We start from the raw sequence: 21,351 nt of genomic DNA on the forward strand, positions 1-21,351 counted from the left end.
GGGTATGGCTGGAGCCGGACTTGTTCATATGACGGAGGAGCTGGTTGCGCCGAATCACTTCGTGAGCCGGTTGACGATTTGCCGTGCCACGATTCGGTTGATGACAGGCAACCCAGCCGCACGGAGAATCCAGCGGCGAGTTCGTCGCTGAAAGCGACTTGCCGGAAGGAATGACGCCGCCGCCCTCCTTCCGGAGACTTGCGCGCTCTCCACAACCGGGCGCCAGCGCCTTTCGAACTCTGCCAACGCCCCGTCAATGTCGCCTGGTGACGAAACGGGGCCGAGGATGTCGCCGAGGAGGGCGCCGCCGGCGACAGCAAGGGAGCCGCCCTGCCCGGCGAGCAGCGACACGGCACCACACGCATCTCCCACCAGGATCACCCGTTCACGACGCCACCTGGGCATCACGATTTGCGCGACGACGTCGTCGTACGGTCGCTCCGGGCTGAGCGCCAGCACGCGGTCGACGTCGGCTCCGAGCCCGGCAAATTTCTGGCGCAAACGATCCCGTGGTGCAGTCGTGTCCTCACCGCTCAGCGTTTGGGTGTCGCGATAGACCAGCATCGCTGCAACCTCCCCGGTGCGGAGCCCGTACAGGCCTGCAGTTCGGTCGATGCTGTCCGTCAGCATGAACCGGGTCCGAACCCGGGCATGAATATCCGCAGCCTCCACGAGAAAAGCGGCCGCACGCATCCCCACCGGTCGCAGGTATTCCGGTTCGGGGCCGAAGAGCTGCGCCCTCACATCCGAGTGGATGCCGTCAGCACCGATCAGAGCATCGGCAACGAGCGGGGATCCGAGCGCGCCCGCCATCTCCACCCTGACGCCGTCCTCATCGACGGAGAATCCGCTCGGCCGGGAATCGTAGCGGACCTGCACGCGACCAGCAGGGAGATCGTCGAGCGCTTCGAGAGCGGCACGTTCGAGGTCCGGGCGCATCAGGGTGAGTGCCTTTCCTCCTGCGGCCTGCACGAACCGCCGGTAGTCGACCCGCGCCGTCACGCGGCCATCAGGAGTGACGTATTCGGCGGCATCCACCCGGTAAGACGCGGCAGCCAGCCGCGGGTAGAGCCCGATCCGTTCGGCTGCCTCGACGCCGGGGCCGAAGAAGTCCATCATGTAGCCGGCGGTCCGTGGGCCCGGCGACTTCTCGAGCACAACCACCTCCCATCCGGCGTGCGCGAGTTGCCGTGCCGTCACCAGACCGGCGATTCCCGCACCGACGATCACGGCTTTCATGCTCCGGCCATGCCCTGCTCAGCGACCGTCGTATGCCGCCTGAATGTCGGCGATGACGATCTTCTTCATCTTCATCATCGCCTGCATCGTCCGGCCCGCTTTCTCCTGGTCGGGGTCGCTCAGCAGCTGCATCACGGTCGGAACGATCTGCCACGAAACGCCGAACTTGTCCTTGAGCCAGCCGCACATGCTTTCTTCGCCGCCGTCGGAGGTGAGAGCTTCCCAGAGCCGGTCGGTCTCCTCCTGCGTTTCGGTGCTCACCGAGAGCGAGATCGCCTCGGTGAAGCTGGTGGCCTGCAGCCCGTTCAGCGCCTGCATCTGCACGCCGTCGATCACGAAGTCGGCTGCGAGCGCGGTGCCGGCGGGCATCGGCCCACCCTCGCCGTATCGCGACACGTGAAGGATTTCGGAGTTCTCAAACACCGACACGTAGAACTCAGCGGCTTCTTCGGCCTGCGTCTCGAACCATAGGCACGGCGTGATCTTCTGCATTGCGCACTCCCTTGTGAACATGATGAGCGGATGCCACGGGGCTGCGTCCCCGCGCCCCGCTCCGCCGTTCATGCTACTCACGCCGGGTGCGCGCGTACATGGGGTGCGCCCGGGACCCTCCTCGCGAGTTGCCCACTTTCGCGGGTGCGGCGTGCCTTCAACCCGCGAAAGTGGGCAACTGGCGGTACTACACCTTCACGACCACCTTGCCGAGCGGACGCCCGGCGTGCAGGTACTCGATCGCGTCGCCTGCGCGCTCGAGCGGGAACACCTTGTCGACGGGCGGCACAACGCTGCCGTCAGCCAGCAGGGCCGCGAGCGCCTCGAGCGTCGGCAGGTCCTCCTCCGACATCAGCCCGACCAACCGCTGCGGCACGCAGGCAGATACGACCAGCGCCCGAAGCGACCGGCCGAATCCACCGAGGAGAAGCCCTCCACCTTCACCACCGACGATGACGAGGCTGCCGCGACGCGACAGCATCCGTCGGAGGCGCCTGAGCGAGTTGTGTCCGGCGGTGTCGAGGATGAGATCGTATCCGCCGGGGCCGTCCGCAAAGTCCTCGCGTGTGCGGTCGATCACCTGGGCGGCGCCGAGCGAGCGGACGAACTCGACCTTGTCGGTGCTGCACACGCCGGTGACGGATGCCCCCATCGCGACAGCGATCTGCACGGCGAACGAGCCGACCCCTCCCCCGGCACCGAGCACGAGCACTTTCTGACCGGCGGTCAGGCGCCCGGCATCGCGCAAGCCGTGCATCGCGGTGCATCCCGAGACCGGAGACGCCGCCGCCTGCTCGAAGGTCACGTTCGCCGGCTTGAGCGCGAGCCGCTCAGCAGGCACCCGCGTGAACTCGGCAAAGCTGCCCTCGAGTGTGGTGCCGAAGACCTCGTCTCCCAGCGTGAACCGGGTCACATTCGTACCGACCTGTGTGACGTGCCCCGCGACATCCCGCCCCGGAGTTTTCTGTTTCGGTGCCCGGAACCCGAATCCGAACAGCCGCAACAGGTAGGGCTTGCCCGCGACGGTGTGCCAGACGCCGGCGTCGACTCCGGCGGCGGCGACGCGCACGAGCACGTCGTCATCGCCGATCTCAGGCTGCTCGATGTTTTCGACGGCGAGCACATCGGCTGCCCCATATCGATGTTGAACGATGGCTTTCATGACGACTCCTTGTCGGGCGCCGCATACGAAAAGACCGTGTCGAGTGGCACCCCGAAGACTCCGGCGATCTGAAATGCCATCTCGAGCGACGGCGAGTACCGCCCCTGCTCGATGGCGATGATGGTTTGCCGGGTGACCCCGATGCGGTCGGCGAGTTCGGCCTGCGTCATCTCGCCATTCGCGAAACGCAGGCGGCGGATGTCATTGGTCACCCGGGTCTGAGCCTTCACCATGTCGGCAGCCCCCGCCGGTAGGCGACGACCCGCGCGATCGAACCGAGCACCGCCGAGAGCACGAAGGCGAGGTAGATGGCATTGGCGATCCAGAAGTACGGAGCTTCGAGAAGCGCCAGGCTCAGCGCGACGACCCCGCCGATCACGACGAACGCCTGCCCGACCGAGTCCCCGAAGCGCGTGATCTCCCGGTCGCGCTGGTCCTTCTTGCCCGCGTCCTTCGGCGACAAGATTCCGACCACGATGTTGATGACAATGCCGCCGACGATTCCGCCGCCGATCGTCCACAGCATCCAGGTCGCCCATCCAGTCTCCAGAACCGGGACGGATGCCGCCTCGCTCGCCACGAGCATCAGGTACGTCGCGTACCCCGCGATCGCGACGACCAGCAGGACCCACGCGCTTTTCTCTTCGGATGACATCCGGAGCTCCTCGCTCATGTCAAGAAAACCTTACACTTGTGAATGTAAAGAAAGTTTGACGTGATGTCAAGGGCGATTTACTTCTTGCTTGTGCTTTCGTTGTGAGCTCGCACGGTTTACAGGAGATCGCACGGGTACAGGAGGAATTGAGCGGAAGCATCCGGTTTATCGTGCGATCTCCTGTTTTGCGTGCAACGGCGTCGCTGAGAACGGAGGCCTGCACTCGCGCAGACGCACGGTACGGATGCTCACGCTCCCGCGCGAAAACGCAGCACGGACGCCTCCACTCGCGCGCGAACGCACGGAACGGAGCCGATAGCGTTGAGGGGTGAGTGCCCCCACCCTTCGACCCAAAATTTCTTTCGACCCGACGCCCCTGACCGATCGGGTGGACGCCCTGCAGGTGCAGGAGCATCACGCGCGGCTGAGCGCATCCCGGGTGCGATCTGCCGGGCACGCTTTCGCGGATGCCCTCCTCGTCGTGGTTGCACTGGTGGGCGTGGTGATGTTTGCGCTCTTCCTGGTGGAGCTGGGGGAGCTGACCGGTGGAGTCGTCGTTCCTCTCAGTGTGTTCGCTGTGGTGGCCGGGTCCGTCGCGCTGATCACCGTGCGGGTGCGGCGGCGGGTGCTGCGGGATCGGGAGATCCGGTTCCGGCTTGACCGCTTCGCCGCGGCCAACGGAATGACGTACCAGCACCGGATCGAGAACCCCGACCGCGCTGGAATGATCTTCTCGATCGGAGGCGACCGGGTCGCATCCGACGTTCTGCGCACCGTGGCGTCGCCGTCCGTCGAATTCGGACACCATCAGTACCTGGAAAACGGCGGCAAGCACGCCATCCACCGAGCCTGGGGCTACGTCGCGATCGAGCTCGGCACCACGTTGCCGCACATCGTGCTGGATGCCGTCACAAACAACTCCGTCATGGGTAGCAACCTGCCGACCGCGTTCAAAACGCAGCAGCGGCTCTCACTCGAGGGCGACTTCGATCGCTACTTCGAGCTGTATTGCCCCGAGGGGTACGAGCGCGATGCGCTCTACCTCTTCTCGCCCGACATCATGGCCCGATTCATCGATCACGCCGCGCTGTTCGACGTCGAGATCGTCGACGACAAGCTGTTTTTATACACTGGACCGGCCATTTCGACGGTGAATCCTGCCGTCTGGGCGCAGCTGTTCGAGACCGTCGCCGCGCTGCAGGCGAAGGTCGACGCGTGGACCCGCTGGCGCGACGAGCGACTCCTCAACCCGGCGGCGGCGCCACCCGATGCCTCTACCCCAGCTGTTGGTTCGCCTGCTCCCATCGCCGGTGCGCTGGCGTCGCCCGCGGGCGTGGCGGTGGGGGGCCGGCGGCTGCGGACGCGCTGGCGCAACGTCGGCGTCCTCATCGTCGCCGTTGCGCTTGGGCTTGTGGGATACGTGCTTCAGACGCTCTGACACTCTGGCGCTCTGACGCACTGGCCCTTGCCGTTCGTCTGCCGCTTGGAACGTTTTGCAGGAGATCGCACGGTTTACAGGGAGAAAGTCGCGAAAGCATCCTGCAATTGGTGCGATCTCCTGCTTGAGTGCAACCAGCCTCTGACGAGCGGATGCCGTCGGTCCAGCGAGTGCACAACGTCAGCTCAGGTGCGCGATCGACTGCCGGAGCGCATCCGCCGAGCGGTGCAGCATCTCGACCTCGATGTCATCCATCGGCACATCGAGCGTGCGCTCGACTCCGCGAGAACCCACGATCGACGGAACGCTGAGGGCGACACCATCGATTCCGCGGTATCCGCGCAGCATGCTCGACACCGGAAGGATCGCCCGCTCGTTGCGCAGGACCGCCTCGACGATGCGCGCACCCGAGAGTCCGATCGCGTAGTTGGTCGCACCCTTGCCGGCGATGATTTTGTAGGCGGCGTGCACGACATCCGACGTGAGGGACTCGAGGCGCTCGCGCGGGAACAGCAGCGTGCCACTCTCATCTGTCCAGTCGCGGAGCGGGGTCTGGCCGATCGTGGCATCCGACCACAGGGCGAACTCGCTGTCACCATGCTCGCCGACGATCAGCGCGTGCACGTTCTGCGGCGCCACCCCGGCGGACTCGGCGAGCAGCCAGCGCAGTCGCGAGGAGTCGAGCACCGTTCCGGATGAAAACAACTGACCAGCAGGCAAATCCACGAGCTGGTCGGCAACGGCGGTGAGCACGTCGCACGGGTTCGTGACCAGGATGATGACCGCGTGCGGCGCAAGTTCGACGAGCCGCGGCAAGAGCTTCTCGAGAATTCGCGCGTTCACCCCGGCGAGGTCGAGTCGCGTCTGCCCCGGCTCCTGTTTGGCACCCGCGGTGACGACGATGACATCCGACCCGGCGACCGCCTCGATGTCACCACCACCCGTGATGCGCGACGCCCCGGTGAACGGCGTGCCGTGCGCCAGGTCGAGCACCTCGGCCTCGGCCCTCGCGGCGTTGAGGTCATACAGCACGACCTCGCGCGCCGAATTCCGGATCAGCGCCGCATAGGCCAACGACGACCCCACGCTTCCTGCTCCGATGACCGACAGTTTCGTGTTTCGCAGGAGGCTCATGGCCCCATTATTGCGGTGCCGAGCGGATGCCGCCGGTGCGGCAGCAGCGAATCGTCGTGTTCCCGGGTGCTGGAGCGCAGCATCCGCCGCCGGTTTACAGGAGATCGCACGGTTTGCAGGAGGAAAGACTGACAAGCATCCTGTAAACCGTGTGATCTCCTGTTGGCGTGCGACGGGAGGTGCCGAGCGGATGCCGCCGGTGCGGCAGCGAAGACCATCACGCCGAAAATAGGAAAACGGCCCCAGATAAGGACGAAAACCTGAGTTTCGTCCTGATCTGGGACCGATGTCCTTACCTCAGCGCGTTGCTACTCGGCAGCAACCGCAACCGGGGCGGCGGCGGGAGCCGGAGCGTCTGCGGTGGCGGGAGCCGGAGCGTCTGCGGTGGCGGAAGCGGCAGCATCCGTCGACGCCGCAGCGGCGGACGAACGCCCACCCACGAATCCGTTGAGGAGCGACGCGAGGTCGATGCCCGTGGAGTCCTTGAGCAGCTGCGTGACCTCGGTGACGTTGCCGACGACCTGCTTCGAGAGGTGTGAGGCGCCATCGGTCGAGATGACCGTGAGGTTGTCGATCGCACCGTACGGGGCGGCGAGCTGCTTGGCGATCTCGGGGAGGATCTCGATTGCACGCTGCTGAAGCAGGGCTTCGGACTCGTCGCGAAGAGCGGCGACGCGCAGCTCGGTCGCCCGCGCCTCTGCCTCACCCTTGGCGAAGATCGCGGCTGCTTCAGCCTCACCCTCGGCCCGCGTTGCCTCGGCCTCGGCGATACGACGGTCGCGGTCCGCCTTCGCTTCAGCGACGACCTGTGAGGCGTGCGCGTCGGCGATCTGACGGATCCGGTACGACTCAGCATCGGCGGTCTTGCGCACGTCTGCGTTGAGCTGCTGCTCACGCAGGGCGGTCTCGCGCTGAGCCGTGACCTCGCGCTGCTGCAGAATGCCCTGCTGGGCGAAGGCTTCGGCGAGCGGCTTGGCTGCTTCGGCCTCGGCGAGCGCCTTGTCCGTCTCCATCTTGATCGATGCGTTCTTCAGCGACAGTTCACGGTTCGCGTCAGCGATCGCTTCAGCTGCTTCGATGCGGGCCTGCTCCGAAGCACGAGCCGAAACGGACTCGGCGATCTCAGCGGCCTGGCGCACGCGAGCCTGCTCGGGGCGGCCAAGGTCGGTGATGTACCCCTTGTCGTCAGCGATCTCCTTGATCTGGAACGTGTCGACGTCGAGACCCTGGTTGAGCAGTGAGGTACGTGCTGCTTCAATGACCTGCTCGGCGAGGCCGGCACGGTCACGGATGATCTCCTCAACGGTGAGGTTACCGATGGAGGACCGCAGCGAACCGGAGAGCACCTCCTGGGTGAACGGCTCAATGTGCTTGTCCTGGCCAAGGAACCGCTGGGCAGCGGAGCGAATGGCACTATCACTGTCGCCCACCTTGACGACGGCGACGGCTTCGATCCGGATGGTCACACCGTTGCGGGTCTGTGCCACCACCTGAATGCCGATGGCGCGCGAACGCAGCGACATCGAGAACTGCTTCTGCAGGAACGGGATGACGAAAACACCGCCACCCTGAACGACCTTTTGGCCGGTCAGGTCGGTGATCGTGCGGCCGTCGACTCCGACGGACTTACGGGCACGACGCCCGGTGACGATGATCGCCTCATCGGGCTGAGCAATCTTGTAGCGGCCCTGCACGAACATGACGATGACGATCAGCAGGACGACGCCCACGACAACGGCAACGATGATCGGGCTCAGAACGATTCCTAGCAATTCCATGACTCTCCTCGGCGCCGGCGGTGGGTCGGCGCCCCCAGCCTAGTGGGGCGGGGTTTCGAGGAGACGAGCGCGTCAGGCCGTGATTGTCATCTGTTGCACGAGGTCATCCTGCACGGTGAAGCTGAAGTGGCTCGTGCCCGTGAAACCCTCACCGCCCACCTCGGCAGTGATCGTCGTGTACTCGCCGGTGGTGATGTCTGCCGTCACGTCGAGAGTCGCCTGCACGCCGATCAGTTCGGCATCCGACCACTCGCGAATCTCCTCCCGACCGGTGAAGACGCGCCCACCATCCTCCACCGTGCCATCGGGCGCAAACGTGTCGAGAAATGCTTCGGTATCTGCGGTATTGACGGCGGTGATCAGCCGAGCCACCGGCTCAGGAAGTGCGGATGCCATGTCGGCCCCTCTCATAGAACTGCGACGGCTCTGTCGCTGGGTGACACACACGTTAGACCCCGGAAGGGGGCGGGGTAAATGGCGTAGACAACGCCGCGAACGCGACTACCCTGAAGCCCGGGGGATCATCGATGACCGAACGTGGGGGCACGCTGCTGGGCTCCATCCAGCGCGCCATCGCGCTTGTGGACATGGTGGCCAACGCGCCGAGACCGCTTTCGGTCAAGGCTCTCGCCTCGGCGGCCGGCCTGACTCTCGGCACCACGTACAACATTGTCAGGACCCTGGTGCACGAGGGCTACCTCACCCGCGAGCCCGACGGCCTCGTGCTGGGCCAACGGTTTCCCACGCTGCGCGGAGAGGATGCCGACGGAGTATTTCTCGCCCGCGTGCGATCGGCCCTCCGTGACGTCACCGCGGAATTCGGCGCCACCGCGTACCTTTCGCGCTTCGACGACGGCGAGGTTCATGTCGTCGACATCGTCGAATCCGCCACTCAACCGCGCGTTGAGTTCTGGGTTGGGCTCCACGACAGCGCCCACGCCACCGCACTCGGCAAACGGATTCTCGCCGACCTCGAACCCGAGGAGCGCCTCGACTACCTGTCGCGGCATCCGTTGGAGAGTCTCACGCCCAACACGATCAGCGACCGGCGCACGCTGCTGCGGCAACTTGAATCGAGCGGCTGCACGTCGACCGACGTCGAGGAGTACGTGATCGGCAACAACTGCCTCGCCGTTCCCGTCGGCGCTCCCGGCGTCGTCGCATCTCTCGCCATCTCGGCACCGTCGGATGTTGCGCCAGACGACGTCGCGGATGTCGCCGAGCGGATGCTCGCTGCCGCAGCGCGCCTGTCACTTCAGCTGGGCGCCGATCGCCTCGCGTGAGGGGCATTCACTATCTGAAAACGTGGCACTGGTCGCAACCGGTTTCTCAAACTAGCCTCAAGCAGCAGCGTGTGCGTTTCATCGCCCGCTGCGCCGCGCACAACGTGCGCTCAGGCGGCCCGACGACGGGCTGTCTTCCGGGGGGAAAGAGATGTTGCGGCTGTGCTCCACCGCGACATCGGCCGGGCGAGGGGGTTGGCGCCGGATGGTCACAGCCCCCTCACTCGTCTCACGGCAGGAGAAGTGCAGCACCCGCCTGAAATACGGCGGCGAACGCTAAGGGAGCTACGGCGACGAGCGCCGCGCCTGAGGCAAGTACCCCACCCAGCGACCAGAGCGACCGGCGCTTCGCCGCTGTGCGGATCTCATTGTCGAGTTCATCGAAGCTCGCGAGCATGAACTCGCACGGGGCGGATGCCGTGGCTCGCCACGTGTCCGGATCATCGACGAGTGCAACGACGCGGGCGACGTCGTGGAGTCCGAATTGCACCGGACGTTTGAGGAGCCAGCGCTGCAGCTTGCGGGCGTCAAGCACCGACACGAGGTCCGGCCACTCCTTCACGACGATCGAAGAGGCACCGTGCACGGCCACGACCGGCTTGACGCGGCCTTCAAGCCCCAGTGGAGCGAACAGAAGTTTCGTCACCCGGGCGGCTTCGTATTCCGCATTGCGAATGTGTGGCAGGCGTTGCCCGGCAACCATGAGGGTTCTGTTGGCAACCCAGATCGCCTTGCCCCTGTGGTGCTTGGTGTTGATGGTGTACACCCCGCCAGGACCAACGACGAGGTGGTCGATGTCGGCTTCCTTGCGACCAACCGGCAGCGCGTGGAAGACGGTCCATTCCTCGGGAAGCATGTCAAGCATCCGCCCGACAGCGATTTCGCCCTGCGCGCCGCGATACCAGGCCATCCCATTGTCGGTGAGAGGCGAGCGACCGAACACTCGACCAAGCCGACTCCTGCTCACTCGGTGTGCTGGATCGCCGAGGAGTTCTTCGATCACGGCCTGCGCCGGGCGGCGCTGGCTCATGCTGGTGGTGATGGTCACTCGGCTCCCTCGATTGCGTGCGCTCCCGAGCGTAGCGAGCGGGCGCAAGGCCCCCGCATCCCCAGAACGGGATCGGAGCGCGGAGGCTATGCTGTGCCGGGCCGGTTAGACGGTGACGTCGCCGATGAGGTGTACACGCACGCCGAGTTCAGCGAATAGCGCTGCCTTCGCGACCAGCGCTTTGTCGGCGGTGTCGGCATCCGGCGCGTAGACGACCTGGGCGTGGTTCGCCTTGTGGCGGGCCATGTACTGGTCGCGGGAGACGCCGCGCAGCACGACGTGGGCGATCGGCCACTCCGGGTTCGTCGCCTGCTTGCGCCGCTCGGTCTCCTCGGCCGGCAGCTCGACGACGCTCGCGCGCCCGATGTCGAGGTTCAGCACGCCGTCGGCGATATACACCCGCGACCACACGATCTCGCCCGGCTTGGACACACCGTTGATGGTGCTGCCGCCCGCGGGGAAGAAGACCGGACTCTGCCGCCATCCCTCGGCCTTGTCGTAACCGCCGAGGTGCGAGGCCGGAACGGAGCCGGAGATCTCGTAGACCCAGACGAACTCGCCGTCGAACTCTTCACCCCAGCGCACGTCGTGCAGCGTGTTGTCTGGCACGAGGCCCATTGCCCGCCAGACCCGGTCGGTGATGAGCGCGTCGACCGCGACGCCCTCATCGGCCTCGTTGAAGTGCGGGAACGCCTTGCCCTCGTGCAGCACGCGCGAACCGTCGCGGCTCGTCACCGGCGGGCGCTCGGTGGAGTTGAGCAGGCCTTCGGCCAGGTCGCTCGCCGGAACGAGGTCCTTGAGCCCCTGCTGGTACTGGATGCCGACGGCATCGAGCCCGAAGTCATCGCTGATCCGGAGCGCGGCGATGTACATCTTGTACTGCCAGGTGAGTTGCGCTTCGGTGAGCTCCGTCGCCTCGTCGGTGCCGAGCTTGAACGTCATGCCGGCGTTGGTGAGCCACTCGCCGACGGCGGCGGCATCCGCTTCGCTGACGGTGAGCATTTCGGCGTAGAGGGCGCTCTGCGAGAGGCGCTCCTTGTAGATGCCGAGCGTGTTGAGCAGTTCGTCGTCGAAGATCGCGTTGTACATGCCCATGCAGCCCTCGTCGAAGACGCCGATGATGGCCTTCTCGGTCTTGAGCTGGTGGGCAAGGGCGGTGCCGAGCTCCTTTTCGGGCGAGTCCGGGAGCTCGCCGAGCGGGCGCACATGCGAGTCGTCGTGCGTAATGGTGCCGATCTCGGTCCACTGGCGGATGCCGTCGAGGAACCATCCGTCGGTGAAGTCGACGCTCCAGATGGTCGAGTACTCGGTGCCCATCTTGGTCAGGCCGGCGTTGAGGCCGAGCAGGCCGACGAGTCCGGGCCAGTCGGGTGCGAAGTTCGCGATGGTCAGAATCGAGCCCTGGTGCGTGCGGAGGCCGGCGAGCACGTGGTGGCTGTACTGCCAGACGGCTTCGGCGACGATGAGTGGCGCGGTCGGCGGGATGTTGCGGAACACATCGAGTCCCATCCGCTGGCTGCGGATGAAACCGTGCCCGAGATCGGGGTCGACCGGGTTGCCGCGCTGGATCGACCAGCCGATGCCCTCGAACGCCTTCTCGATGTCGCGCTCCATCGCCTCCTGAACGGGCCAGCCGGCGGTGTTTGCTGACTCGCGGAGGTCACCGCTTGAGATCAGGTAGGCGGTCTTCGGCGCGAGGGCCGGTTCGGCTGCGGGCGCGGGAAGTGTGTAGGTCGACATCGTTGGCTCCTTGGTCTGGCGGTAGACCATTTCAGCGTCGCAGAAATCGATTTCATAATCAAGCGGGGTCGGGGAGTGGGACGCTAATTCCGTGTGTTGCCGCGCCGCGGCATCCATTCGGTTGAGTTGCCACCACGATCGGCTGTTCGGGCCGCCGATGCGCGGCCAAACTACGCCGGGATCAGGAGCGAGCGGATGCCGCCGCAGCCAGCTCGCCGGGCAGCAGCACCGTGCGGGCGGGTTCGCGTTGGCCCGAGATGCGTGAGACGAGCATTCCGACGGCGGTGGTACCGAGGTCGCGGGTGGGGAGATGCACGAGCGTGACGAGGCCGGGCGAGAGGGTCGTGAACGGGAGGTCGCCGATCACGCCGACACCGAACGCCGGCGGGGTGAGCCCGTGCTCATTGAGCACCTGGAGCGCGCCGACGCCCATGAGGTTGTTCGTGGCGACGACGGCATCGGGTTTTTCGGGTGACGCGAGCAGTTCGGCCATCGCGGCGCGGCCGCCGTCGACCCTGTGATTGGCGCTGCGGACGAAGAGGTCGGGGTCGTAGTTCCCGCGCTGTTCGACGACCGAACGCCAGCCGCGGGCACGGTCGATCGCGGTGACGACGGTCTCAGGGCCGGCGATGCACGCGATCCGCTGGTAGCCAGCGTCGAAGAGGGCAGCGGTGACGGATGCCCCGGCCGGCTCGTTCTCGATCATCACGTGGTCGACGTCGAACGCCGTGGTGCGGTCGACCGTGACGACGGGGCGGCCAGAGGCGATGATCACCTCGAGGTCGCTCTCATCGGACGCGGGCACGAGGATGACGCCCGCCATGTTCTCCGAAATCGCGATCTGGAGGTACGTCGCCTCTTTGACCGGGTCGTCGTCGGTGTTGCAGAGCACGACGGAGTATCCGGCTGCCTGGGCCCGGTCTTCGACGCCACGCGCCAGCGCTGTGAAGAACGGGTTTTCGATATCGGGGATGATCAGGGCAATAACCTCGGAGCTCTGCCGTCGCAGAGTTCTCGCCGTTCGGTTGGGTACGAACGCCAGCGCTTCAGCCGCTTCGCGCACGCGCTGGGCCCGATCCTCGGACACCGCCCGGCCGTTGAAGACACGCGACACCGTTGCCGGCGACACTCCGGCGAGCGTGGCGACGTCATAGATCGTGGCCATGCTGCCCTCCGTTCGCGTTCGCGTGCGTCCTTACGTTAGCGCCAGGAGCGGTATCCGCGGGCGTCGCGGCATCCGTTCACTCGACGAAGCGGATGCCGTTCTGCAGTCGGGTGCGCAGGTCGAAGAGTTCGTTGCCGCCGGCGCGGGCCAGGTCGGGGAGTCCGGCTCGGAGGAAGCCGGGCAGGAACGATTCGCGGATCGCGAGCGTTGCCGCGCCGCGGGTGCTGCCGAGCTGAACGTACGGCGCCTCGAGTGCGTCGTCGGGGAGCACGATCGCGAGGCCGGTGAACTTTACCTTCAAGGAGCGGCTGAGCACCTTGGCACGGGTGGCGAGGTTGTGCATGGGCTTCTCGCCACCGAGCGCCTCGCCGATGAGTTCGCCGCGCTTGATCTTGACCGGGGCGCCGTAGTCCTCGGAGAGGAGCGCGAACAGTCCGGTCGGGCCGAGCACGACGTGGTCGATCTTCTCGTCGGGGGCACCCGTCGCGACGTCGTGCCAGATCGTGAAGCCAAGGCCGAGCTCGGCGAGGTTCTTCGCCGTCGCCTCCTCGGCAAGGGCATCGGCGAGGAGGTGCCGCAGTTCACGCGGAGCCGAGCGCACGAGGGCCGGGTCGTACGGGTCGGCGTCCACGCCGCGACCGGTCCACTCGCGCATGAGGCGCAGGTACCGCTCACGCCGCCAGCCACCCGGATGCCCGTACGACCGCGATCGGGGACGGGAGTCCGGTTGCGGCTTCGACGCGGATGCCGCCCACGTGTGCGGTTCCTCCGGCGCGCTCGCTCCGGTCGAGCGGCCGCGATCGTACGCGGCACGGCTCTCGACGGTGCCCACTCGCTCCCATGCCAGCTGCACGGCAGTGAACCGCGTCGCGTCTCCACCGGTGTCCGGGTGCGTTTCCCTCATCAGCTTGCGGTAGGCGCGACGCAGGTCATCCTGGGCGGCTGTCGGGCTGACGCCGAGGATTTCGTAAGGCGTCGCCGAGATCGGGCTGTCGGGCATCCGCTCGCTTTCGGGTGGGGAGTTCTGCAGGTGAAACGATACCGAGGAAATCTGGGAGGCGGGCTGACAGCGCTGGCAGCCCGCCCGTACAGGCCGGGTCGCAGTGCGGTGCCCGTGATATTCGAGCCGAGAACCGCGGGCTCAGCCCCGAAACTCCGAAGCTGGGAACGCTGTACCCAGGCCGGGCCCCGCTTCAGCACCGCTTCAGCGCCGCTCGGGCAGAATGGCGGCATGCGGATACTCGTGGTCGAAGACGAAGCCCGCCTCGCCGACGGCCTGCGCCACGGCCTCGAGGCTGAGGGCTTCGCCATCGACGTCGCACCCACAGGGACCGACGGACTCTGGCTTGCCCGCGAGAACACCTACGGGGTGATCCTGCTTGACATCATGCTCCCGGGGATGAGCGGCTACCGCGTGTGCGAAACCCTGCGAGCCGAGAAGAACTGGACGCCGATCCTCATGCTCACCGCCAAGGACGGCGAATGGGACCAGGTCGAAGCACTCGACACCGGCGCAGACGACTACCTCACCAAACCGTTCTCGTTTGCGATCCTGCTCGCCCGCGTGCGCGCCCTGCTCCGCCGCGGTGCCGCCGAACGCCCGGTCGTGATGGAGGCGGGAGACATCCGCGTGGATCCTGCCGCGCGCAAAGTGTGGCGCGGCGACACGCTGATTGACCTGACCAGCCGTGAATTCGCCGTGCTCGACTACCTCATGCGCAACCTCGGCAACGTCGTCTCGAAACGCGAGGTGCTCGACAACGTCTGGGACTTCGACTTCGATGGCGACCCCAACATCGTCGAGGTCTACGTGCGGCACCTGCGCAACAAACTCGACCGTCCGTTCGGGCGTGAGGCGATCGAAACCCTCCGCGGTGCTGGTTACCGACTGGCGGCCAACGGTGGCTGAACCCACCCGGCGCCGCATGTCGCTGCGCTCGCGCATCGTCCTCGCCGCCACAGCCGTGGTCGCCGTCGCCCTGCTGCTCGGCGCCGCAGGCTTCGTTCTCCTCCTCACGCAATCGCTGCGCGACGGCGTGCGCGCGACCGCCGAACAGGGTCTCACCGATCTCGTGAGCCGCGTTGAGGCATCCGGTCTCGATTCGATCTCTGCGGATGCTCCGCCGCCCGCCACCCCGGACGACGACGATGACGACGACGACGACCCGGATGATGACGATGACGACGACCCGGTCACCCAGAGCACCGAGGACTTCCTCGCCAATTACGACGATGACGAGGCCTTCTTCCAGGTGATCGACGAGGACGGCGCCGTCGTCGCCGCGAGCGAGAACGCGACGGGCATCGGAACGCTCGTGCTCCCCGCGAACGGCGAGGCGCGCACGATCTCGCTGCCGGGGGAGCCCGCCCAATTCGTCACCGTCGGTACCGAAGCGGACGGCCTCACCATCCTCACGGGCCGCAGTATCGAGTCGATCGGGGAGACGACCGGAACGGTCACGCGGCTTCTCGCCATCGCGCTCCCGGTGCTCCTCGGCTTCGTCGCCCTTACAACGTGGTTCGTGGTCGGGCGTGCCCTCCGCCCGGTCGAGCGGATGCGACGCGAAGTCGACGATGTGACATCCGCGAACCTGCACCAGCGGATCGCCGACCCTGGTTCGAGCGACGAGATCGGCCGACTGGCGACCACGATGAACCGCATGCTCGACCGGCTCGACGTTGCGCAGAAGACCCAGCGGCGGTTCATTTCGGATGCCTCGCACGAGCTGAAATCGCCGCTCGCGTCGATGAGGCAATACGCCGAGGTCGCCCAGGCGCATCCGGACCGGGTGGGCGTCAGCGACCTCTCGGAGGTCGTGCTCGACGAGGGCGCCCGGCTGGAGCGGCTCGTGCAGGGGATGCTCGTGCTCGCGAAAGCAGACGAACACAGTCTCGCTCCGACCCGCACCGCCGTGGACCTCGACGACCTCGTTCTCGCCGAAGCACGCCGGCTGAAAGACACAACGCCGCACTCGATCGACACCTCTGCCGTCGGGCCCGCGCGGGTGCTCGGCGATGTCGGCCTGCTCGGTCAGGCGTTGCGCAACGTCGCCGATAACGCCGCCCGGCACGCGGCCGGGCGGGTACGGTTCGAACTGTCGGAGTCCGGTGGCCAGGTGCTGCTCGCGATCTCGGACGACGGCAACGGGATCCCTGACGACGCCCGGAATCGCGTGTTCGATCGCTTCGTCCGCCTCGATGAGGCTCGCGCCCGCGAATCCGGCGGCAGCGGCCTCGGCCTGTCGATCGTGCGTGAAATCGCCCAGGCCCACGGCGGCTCGGTCGTTGCCACCGCGAGCGAGCTGGGTGGCGCGCGATTCGAATTGCGGATGCCGGCGGCATCCGATTCGGGTTCCTGAAGAAGCCTTCAGGAGGCTTCAGGCTGGCTTCAGCGAGCGCTTGGCACAGTGGAATCAAACGCCACAAGGAGGCTCTCGTGAAGAAGAAGAACGTCATTATCGGATCCGCACTCGCCGCAGTACTCGTGCTCGGAGGAACGGGCGTCGCTGTTGCGGTCACCGAACCGTTCGACAACGACGACCAGCTCACCGGGCCGGCGCTGGAACGGGCATCGAAGGCTGCTCTCGCTGAGGTCGGCTCCGGGAAAGTCACCGACGCGGAGGCCGACGACGCCGGCTACGAGGTCGAAGTCACCCTCGACAACGGCCGTGAGGTCGACGTCGATCTCGACGAGAACTTCGCCGTCGTGCGGCTCGACAAGGACGACGACGACTCCGACGACAACGGATCCGGCACCGGGTCTGACTCCGACAAGTCTGACGACGCCGACGACAAGCCGCTGACCGACGCCGAGCGCGCGAGTGTTGAGAAGGCGGCGCTGGCCGCTGTTCCCGGCACCGTGACCGAGATCGACCGCAGCGACGACGCCGACCACGCTTACGAGGTCGAGGTTCGCCGCGAAGACGGCACCGAGGCTGAAGTCGAGCTCAACGTAAAGTTCGCCGTCGTGCAGATCGACGAAGACGGCTCGGACGACGACAACTAGGTTTCCCGAAACCGGGCTGCCGCGCCCAGTCTCGGAGGCTGCGGACACCACCGCCTAAAACGCAAGGGGGTTCTCGACTTTTCGACCCCGGCTTAGCCTCAAGAAATGAGCGACGAGACATTGAACCCGCCGGGCACCGTCCCGAGCGGAGACCCCGTGACCAAACCACGCACCGACGGCAACCTCACCGACGAAGAGCAGACCGGCAAGGACATGTCGTACAGCCCGTCGAGCGGGCAGGAGACCGAGGAGCGCCAGCAGTCCTCCGACTCGGAGGCGTTCAACGACAGCGACATCGACCCCGACAACGTGAACCTGCTGCCGGGAACCGGCGGCCCGGACGACGTCGGCGACATCGACGTCGACCCGGGCGAGATCGACCTCGAGGGTAACGCCGGCATCAGCTGACCGGATAAACGACTGACGCCGGGCGCCCAGCAGGCGTCCGGCGTCAGTATGCGCGCGGGAGTTTAGTTCTCGCGCTCGTAGACGTCCGGGATGCCGTCGGCATTGGCATCCACGTTCTCTTCAAGTTCGATGCGACGGTATCGACGGTTGCGGCTCATCAGCAGAACGGATGCGAGCACCGCGGCCAACACGGATGCCACGAGGATGCCAACCTTCGCGTGGTCGTTCTCGAGCGCACCGAGCCCGAAGCTGAGTTCGGCCACGAGCAGCGAAACGGTGAAGCCGATTCCGGCGAGCAGGCTGATGCCGATGAGGTCGATCCAGGCGAGCGAGGCATCGAGCTTCGCCTTCGTGAACCGGCTCATGACCCACGTCGTCGCAACGATTCCGATCGGTTTACCGAGCACGAGCGCCGCGATGATGCCGATGGTGACCGGGTCGGTGAGTGCCGAGGTGAACCCCTCCCAGCCGCCGATCGCCACACCGGCAGACATGAACGCGAAGACAGGCACGGCGAAACCGGCCGAGATCGGGCGGAACCGGTGCTCGAAGATCTCAGCGAGCCCGGGGCCGGCCGTCGGCCCACCACTTGCCGCACTCCGCAGCACGGGAACGGCAAAGCCGAGTACGACGCCAGCAATGGTCGCGTGCACACCGGACGCGTGGAGGAAGCCCCACGCGATGAGACCGAGCGGCAGAAGGATGTACCACGCGGCGCCCGCGTGCAGCCCGAAGAACCGGCGATAACGGTGGGCGAGGACCCAGTAGATCGCAACCGGGATGAGGAACAGCACGAGCGGCAACACGTTGATCTCGTCGGTGTAGAACACGGCGATGATGGCGATGGCGAGCAGGTCGTCGACCACCGCGAGGGTCAGCAGGAAGATCCGCAGAGCGCTCGGTAGATGCGACCCGATGATCGCGAGCACCGCGACCGCAAAGGCGATGTCCGTCGCGGTGGGGATGGCCCAGCCACGCACCGCCCCGGAATCGCGGAAGTTGAAGGCCACGTAGATGAGGGCGGGAACGACGACGCCACCCACGGCAGCGGCGACGGGAATGATCGCCCGGTTGAACTGGCTGAGGTCGCCGGCGACGAACTCGCGCTTGAGCTCGAGTCCGACGAGGAAGAAGAAGATGGCGAGCAGTCCGTCAGCCGCCCACGCGCCGAGGCTCAGCTTGAGGTGCCACGGTTCGTAGCCGATCTCGAAGTCACGGATCGCGAAGTAGGTGTCGGATGCCGGTGAATTGGCCCACACGACGGCAACGATCGCTGCGACGACAAGGAGGAGTCCGCCGACCGTTTCCTTGCGCAGAATTGAGCCGATTCGAAGCGCCTCGGAGTAACTGCCGCGACCGATCAGATTGCGGTCAGACGAGTTTTTGGGCGGAGTAGTTGCCATGAGGCTCCCTTTTATGCGGTCGACAAGACGGTGCCGACCAGACTTCCCGGCTCACCGCCCTCAACTCTACAGGCGAGTTCTGGGCGTTTCGCGGGGGTCAGGACCGGCCGACTTTTCGGATATCCTCCAGCGCGATCGTCGATTCGGCGAGCGCCGTTGTGCCGTTTCGACCGCTCAGTTCCGCGAGCACGGTATAGACGGCGGTCTTCTCGCCCTTCGCTTCGGCTCGGATAGCGGTGCGCGCGAGGTGTGCAGCAAAAAGAATGCTGTCGCGATGTTCCCCGAGCGTGTCCTGTATGCGTTCCCCGGCCTCGGCGACAGACGTTGAGCGGCCGAGGCTCGCCGCCTGTGCGGCTTCTGCGGCGTAGCGCAGACGCCGGCCGGCCTTGCGGACCTCGTGGAGCTGGGACTCGAGGTCCCCGCCCTCCGTGGCGACGGCATCCGCTCGTTTCTGGACCCGCCGGACCTCGCGCGCCAGCACCTTCTTGAGAAGTTTCTTGCCGCTGTTCTTCGCGGCGTTTTTCTTGCTGCCCTTCTTCGCGCCTTTTTTGCCGCTTTTCTTCGTGCTCTTCATGGCGGCATCGGTGAGCGGCGGGTTCGCGACGAACGCGTCGAGGTCGTCGAGCAGGCGAAAGTACTCCGGCGACGACAACACCGCACGGAGCTTCTTGTGGGCCGTTGCGTAGTTGCGCTGCACGCCGTCGATGAGGCGGGCGCGGGCATCCGTCTCGGGTTTGCCGAGTTCTTCAAGCATCGCTTCAGCGCGAAGGGCGCGCACTTCGAGGTCGCGGGCGTTACCGAGGGCGGCGCCGAGGTCGGCGAGCCGGTTGCGCAGATCGTCGGTGACCTCGCGGTCGAAGAGGGAGCGGTACGCGGCAAGCACGCTGCGGAGCCGGCGCACGAGGGTGCGCATGCGGTGCACCGCGTCGGGTTCGTCCGCGCGCGCGGCGGGGTCGGTGTGTTCCAGGGCGTTCACGGTGTCGCCGATCGCGGCAACGACGACGGATGCCGCCTCGCCCGCCTTGCGGCCCTTCTTCGGCTTGTCGGTGGCTTCGGGCACCACCTGGGTGAGGGAGTCGGCGCCGAGCGCCCGGGCGATCTTGGCGATGCTCGACGACGGGTGGGCTCCGGCCGGCGCGATGAGGGACTCGATGGAGTCGAGCAGGGCAGTGCGTCCCTCTTCGGTGTCTGGCGCGGCGTCGAGGAGTTCGACCTCCCACTCGCGCCAGCTGCGCTCCCCGCCGTTGCGGGCATCCGTGGCCGTGACCTCGTCGTCGGCGATCTCAACGATGCCGTTGCCGGCGGCATCCAGCAGGTGGATCGCCGTGCGGTTTGTCGAGATGCGGGCGAGGGGAGTGAGCTCGCGGTCGCGCACCCAGGCGCGGATCGGTTCGACCAGTTTGGCCGGCACCGTGCCCGTGTTTCTGCCGAGCGGCCAGTGCATCTCGGTGCGTCCCTCGGCCGCGGGCTTCTTGATGTGCCAACCGGCGTCCCCGCCACCCGTTCGCCTGCGGACGACGATGCGCCGCATGGAAAGGTCGAGGTTCTCCGTGTCGTAGTAAACGGCGTCGAGTTGCACCGGCTCGTGAGTGACGACGGATGCCACACCGTCGACCGCGCTCAGATCCGGGACGCTCGCCCCCTCTTCCACGTCGTACTTGCGCTCGATCTCGCTCTGGGAGTGGCCGGGCTCCGGCGTGTTCGTCGTCATGCTCCCATTGTCCGGGTGCGGTGCGTCCGCGGCCACCCCTGTTGCCGCGGTGCTCCGGTTGCTCGGTCGGTTGTGGTTGCTCGGCGGGTGGCGTGCGCGTTGCTCGGTCACTTTTGGCTGCTGGATCCCGCCACGAGAAACCGTTACCGTCCGAGCAACGGATGCCATGACCTGGCCACCGCGTCAAGGCCTCGCCGGCCTGCGCGGCCGCGGCGTAGCCTCGCCGCATGACCTCCAACGATGCAGGCGACTTCGGTCGCGACAACAACCCCATCAGCGACGACCCCATTAACACCGTCGACAGTTCGGCGCCCGGCGTGCAGTCCCACGTTCCCGGTGAGGACAACTCAGACGCTTCCGTCGGCGGAATCGCCCCCGGCGGCACCGCGCTTGACCACGCCGGGGACTCCCGCGGACCCGCAGAGGAAGGCCTCTCGAACGCCGGCGACTCAGTGGATGACGCGGGCTTCGGCGCCGACGAAGGCATCGGCGATGGCACCGGCATGGGCGAAGGCAACGGCAACGCGGGCCAGGAGTCCGACGGTAGCTGACCCTGCTCGGTCACTTTTGGCAGCTCCGGAGCCCTCGCTTCAACCACAATCGACCACGCAACACACTCAACGCCATCGGCACCCGCTCCCGCACCTTGCTCGGTCATTATTGGCTGCACCGGAGCCCAAACTCCAGCC

Annotated in this window: 21 protein-coding genes; 7 read left to right on the forward strand and 14 right to left on the reverse strand. The window is 66.4% G+C overall.

The window, feature by feature from the left end:
- Positions 1-54 precede the first annotated feature (54 nt).
- From ACWA1Q_RS14620 to ACWA1Q_RS14640, 5 genes are all read right to left on the reverse strand, one after another.
- A complete protein-coding gene (locus ACWA1Q_RS14620) occupies positions 55-1,239 on the reverse strand; it encodes an FAD-dependent oxidoreductase (protein ID WP_463758407.1) in 1,185 nt (394 codons plus the stop codon).
- 18 nt (positions 1,240-1,257) lie between these two features.
- Positions 1,258-1,731: a VOC family protein gene (locus tag ACWA1Q_RS14625; protein ID WP_463758409.1), complete on the reverse strand. Its 474-nt coding sequence runs from the start codon at positions 1,729-1,731 to the stop codon at positions 1,258-1,260.
- A gap of 187 nt (positions 1,732-1,918) precedes the next feature.
- Positions 1,919-2,893: an NAD(P)-dependent alcohol dehydrogenase gene (locus ACWA1Q_RS14630; RefSeq protein WP_463758411.1), complete on the reverse strand. Its 975-nt coding sequence runs from the start codon at positions 2,891-2,893 to the stop codon at positions 1,919-1,921.
- Positions 2,890-3,126: a helix-turn-helix transcriptional regulator gene (locus ACWA1Q_RS14635; RefSeq protein WP_463758413.1), complete on the reverse strand. Its 237-nt coding sequence runs from the start codon at positions 3,124-3,126 to the stop codon at positions 2,890-2,892. The genes ACWA1Q_RS14630 and ACWA1Q_RS14635 overlap by 4 nt, the downstream gene beginning before the upstream one ends.
- Complete coding sequence (locus ACWA1Q_RS14640) at positions 3,120-3,566, reverse strand: hypothetical protein (protein WP_463758414.1); 447 nt, start codon at positions 3,564-3,566, stop codon at positions 3,120-3,122. Before ACWA1Q_RS14640 ends, ACWA1Q_RS14635 begins: the two co-directional genes overlap by 7 nt.
- A 310-nt stretch (positions 3,567-3,876) precedes the next feature.
- On the opposite strand from ACWA1Q_RS14640, the gene ACWA1Q_RS14645 reads away from it, so the two are divergent.
- Positions 3,877-4,986 (forward strand): hypothetical protein, encoded by a 1,110-nt coding sequence (locus ACWA1Q_RS14645; protein WP_463758416.1) that lies wholly within the window; start codon positions 3,877-3,879, stop codon positions 4,984-4,986.
- Positions 4,987-5,166: 180 nt separating this feature from the next.
- Here the strand turns inward: ACWA1Q_RS14645 and ACWA1Q_RS14650 are convergent, their stop codons facing one another.
- From ACWA1Q_RS14650 to ACWA1Q_RS14660, 3 genes are all read right to left on the reverse strand, one after another.
- The gene (locus ACWA1Q_RS14650; protein WP_463758417.1) at positions 5,167-6,120 is read right to left on the reverse strand and encodes an L-lactate dehydrogenase; all 954 of its coding nucleotides are present in this window, start codon (positions 6,118-6,120) and stop codon (positions 5,167-5,169) included.
- A 308-nt stretch (positions 6,121-6,428) separates the two neighbouring features.
- Positions 6,429-7,898: a flotillin family protein gene (locus ACWA1Q_RS14655; protein ID WP_463758418.1), complete on the reverse strand. Its 1,470-nt coding sequence runs from the start codon at positions 7,896-7,898 to the stop codon at positions 6,429-6,431.
- Positions 7,899-7,970: 72 nt separating this feature from the next.
- A complete protein-coding gene (locus ACWA1Q_RS14660; RefSeq protein WP_463758420.1) occupies positions 7,971-8,294 on the reverse strand; it encodes a nuclear transport factor 2 family protein in 324 nt (107 codons plus the stop codon).
- A gap of 131 nt (positions 8,295-8,425) precedes the next feature.
- On the opposite strand from ACWA1Q_RS14660, the gene ACWA1Q_RS14665 reads away from it, so the two are divergent.
- On the forward strand, positions 8,426-9,181 hold the full coding sequence (locus ACWA1Q_RS14665) for an IclR family transcriptional regulator (protein WP_463758421.1): 756 nt from the start codon (positions 8,426-8,428) through the stop codon (positions 9,179-9,181).
- 229 nt (positions 9,182-9,410) lie between these two features.
- Here the strand turns inward: ACWA1Q_RS14665 and ACWA1Q_RS14670 are convergent, their stop codons facing one another.
- The 4 genes from ACWA1Q_RS14670 to ACWA1Q_RS14685 form a co-directional block, all read right to left on the reverse strand.
- Complete coding sequence (locus ACWA1Q_RS14670; RefSeq protein WP_463758423.1) at positions 9,411-10,229, reverse strand: nuclease-related domain-containing protein; 819 nt, start codon at positions 10,227-10,229, stop codon at positions 9,411-9,413.
- A 105-nt stretch (positions 10,230-10,334) separates the two neighbouring features.
- Positions 10,335-11,969 (reverse strand): fucose isomerase, encoded by a 1,635-nt coding sequence (locus tag ACWA1Q_RS14675; protein ID WP_463758425.1) that lies wholly within the window; start codon positions 11,967-11,969, stop codon positions 10,335-10,337.
- Between the two features lie 181 nt (positions 11,970-12,150).
- Complete coding sequence (locus tag ACWA1Q_RS14680) at positions 12,151-13,134, reverse strand: LacI family DNA-binding transcriptional regulator (RefSeq protein WP_463758427.1); 984 nt, start codon at positions 13,132-13,134, stop codon at positions 12,151-12,153.
- A 76-nt stretch (positions 13,135-13,210) separates the two neighbouring features.
- Positions 13,211-14,134 carry a DnaJ domain-containing protein gene (locus tag ACWA1Q_RS14685; protein ID WP_463758428.1) on the reverse strand — a complete coding sequence of 308 codons (924 nt, stop codon included), beginning with the start codon at positions 14,132-14,134 and terminating at the stop codon, positions 13,211-13,213.
- A 231-nt stretch (positions 14,135-14,365) separates the two neighbouring features.
- Between ACWA1Q_RS14685 and ACWA1Q_RS14690 the strand changes: the two genes are divergently transcribed.
- The 4 genes from ACWA1Q_RS14690 to ACWA1Q_RS14705 all read left to right on the forward strand — a co-directional run bounded on the left by ACWA1Q_RS14690 (position 14,366) and on the right by ACWA1Q_RS14705 (position 17,548).
- Complete coding sequence (locus ACWA1Q_RS14690; RefSeq protein ID WP_463758430.1) at positions 14,366-15,043, forward strand: response regulator transcription factor; 678 nt, start codon at positions 14,366-14,368, stop codon at positions 15,041-15,043.
- Positions 15,036-16,493 (forward strand): sensor histidine kinase, encoded by a 1,458-nt coding sequence (locus ACWA1Q_RS14695; protein ID WP_463758431.1) that lies wholly within the window; start codon positions 15,036-15,038, stop codon positions 16,491-16,493. Before ACWA1Q_RS14690 ends, ACWA1Q_RS14695 begins: the two co-directional genes overlap by 8 nt.
- Before the next feature lie 77 nt (positions 16,494-16,570).
- Positions 16,571-17,140 (forward strand): PepSY domain-containing protein, encoded by a 570-nt coding sequence (locus ACWA1Q_RS14700; RefSeq protein ID WP_463758433.1) that lies wholly within the window; start codon positions 16,571-16,573, stop codon positions 17,138-17,140.
- Positions 17,141-17,245: 105 nt separating this feature from the next.
- On the forward strand, positions 17,246-17,548 hold the full coding sequence (locus tag ACWA1Q_RS14705) for a hypothetical protein (protein WP_463758435.1): 303 nt from the start codon (positions 17,246-17,248) through the stop codon (positions 17,546-17,548).
- A 62-nt stretch (positions 17,549-17,610) separates the two neighbouring features.
- Here ACWA1Q_RS14705 and nhaA read toward each other — a convergent pair whose 3' ends face one another.
- Both nhaA and ACWA1Q_RS14715 read right to left on the reverse strand, forming a co-directional pair.
- Positions 17,611-18,951 carry a Na+/H+ antiporter NhaA gene (gene nhaA, locus ACWA1Q_RS14710; RefSeq protein WP_463758436.1) on the reverse strand — a complete coding sequence of 447 codons (1,341 nt, stop codon included), beginning with the start codon at positions 18,949-18,951 and terminating at the stop codon, positions 17,611-17,613.
- Positions 18,952-19,048: 97 nt separating this feature from the next.
- The gene (locus ACWA1Q_RS14715) at positions 19,049-20,662 is read right to left on the reverse strand and encodes a CYTH and CHAD domain-containing protein (RefSeq protein ID WP_463758438.1); all 1,614 of its coding nucleotides are present in this window, start codon (positions 20,660-20,662) and stop codon (positions 19,049-19,051) included.
- Positions 20,663-20,889: 227 nt separating this feature from the next.
- On the opposite strand from ACWA1Q_RS14715, the gene ACWA1Q_RS14720 reads away from it, so the two are divergent.
- Positions 20,890-21,213 (forward strand): hypothetical protein, encoded by a 324-nt coding sequence (locus tag ACWA1Q_RS14720; RefSeq protein ID WP_463758440.1) that lies wholly within the window; start codon positions 20,890-20,892, stop codon positions 21,211-21,213.
- The last annotated feature ends 138 nt before the right edge of the window (positions 21,214-21,351 follow it).

The organism is Mycetocola sp. TRD_SC_2 (assembly GCF_055361225.1).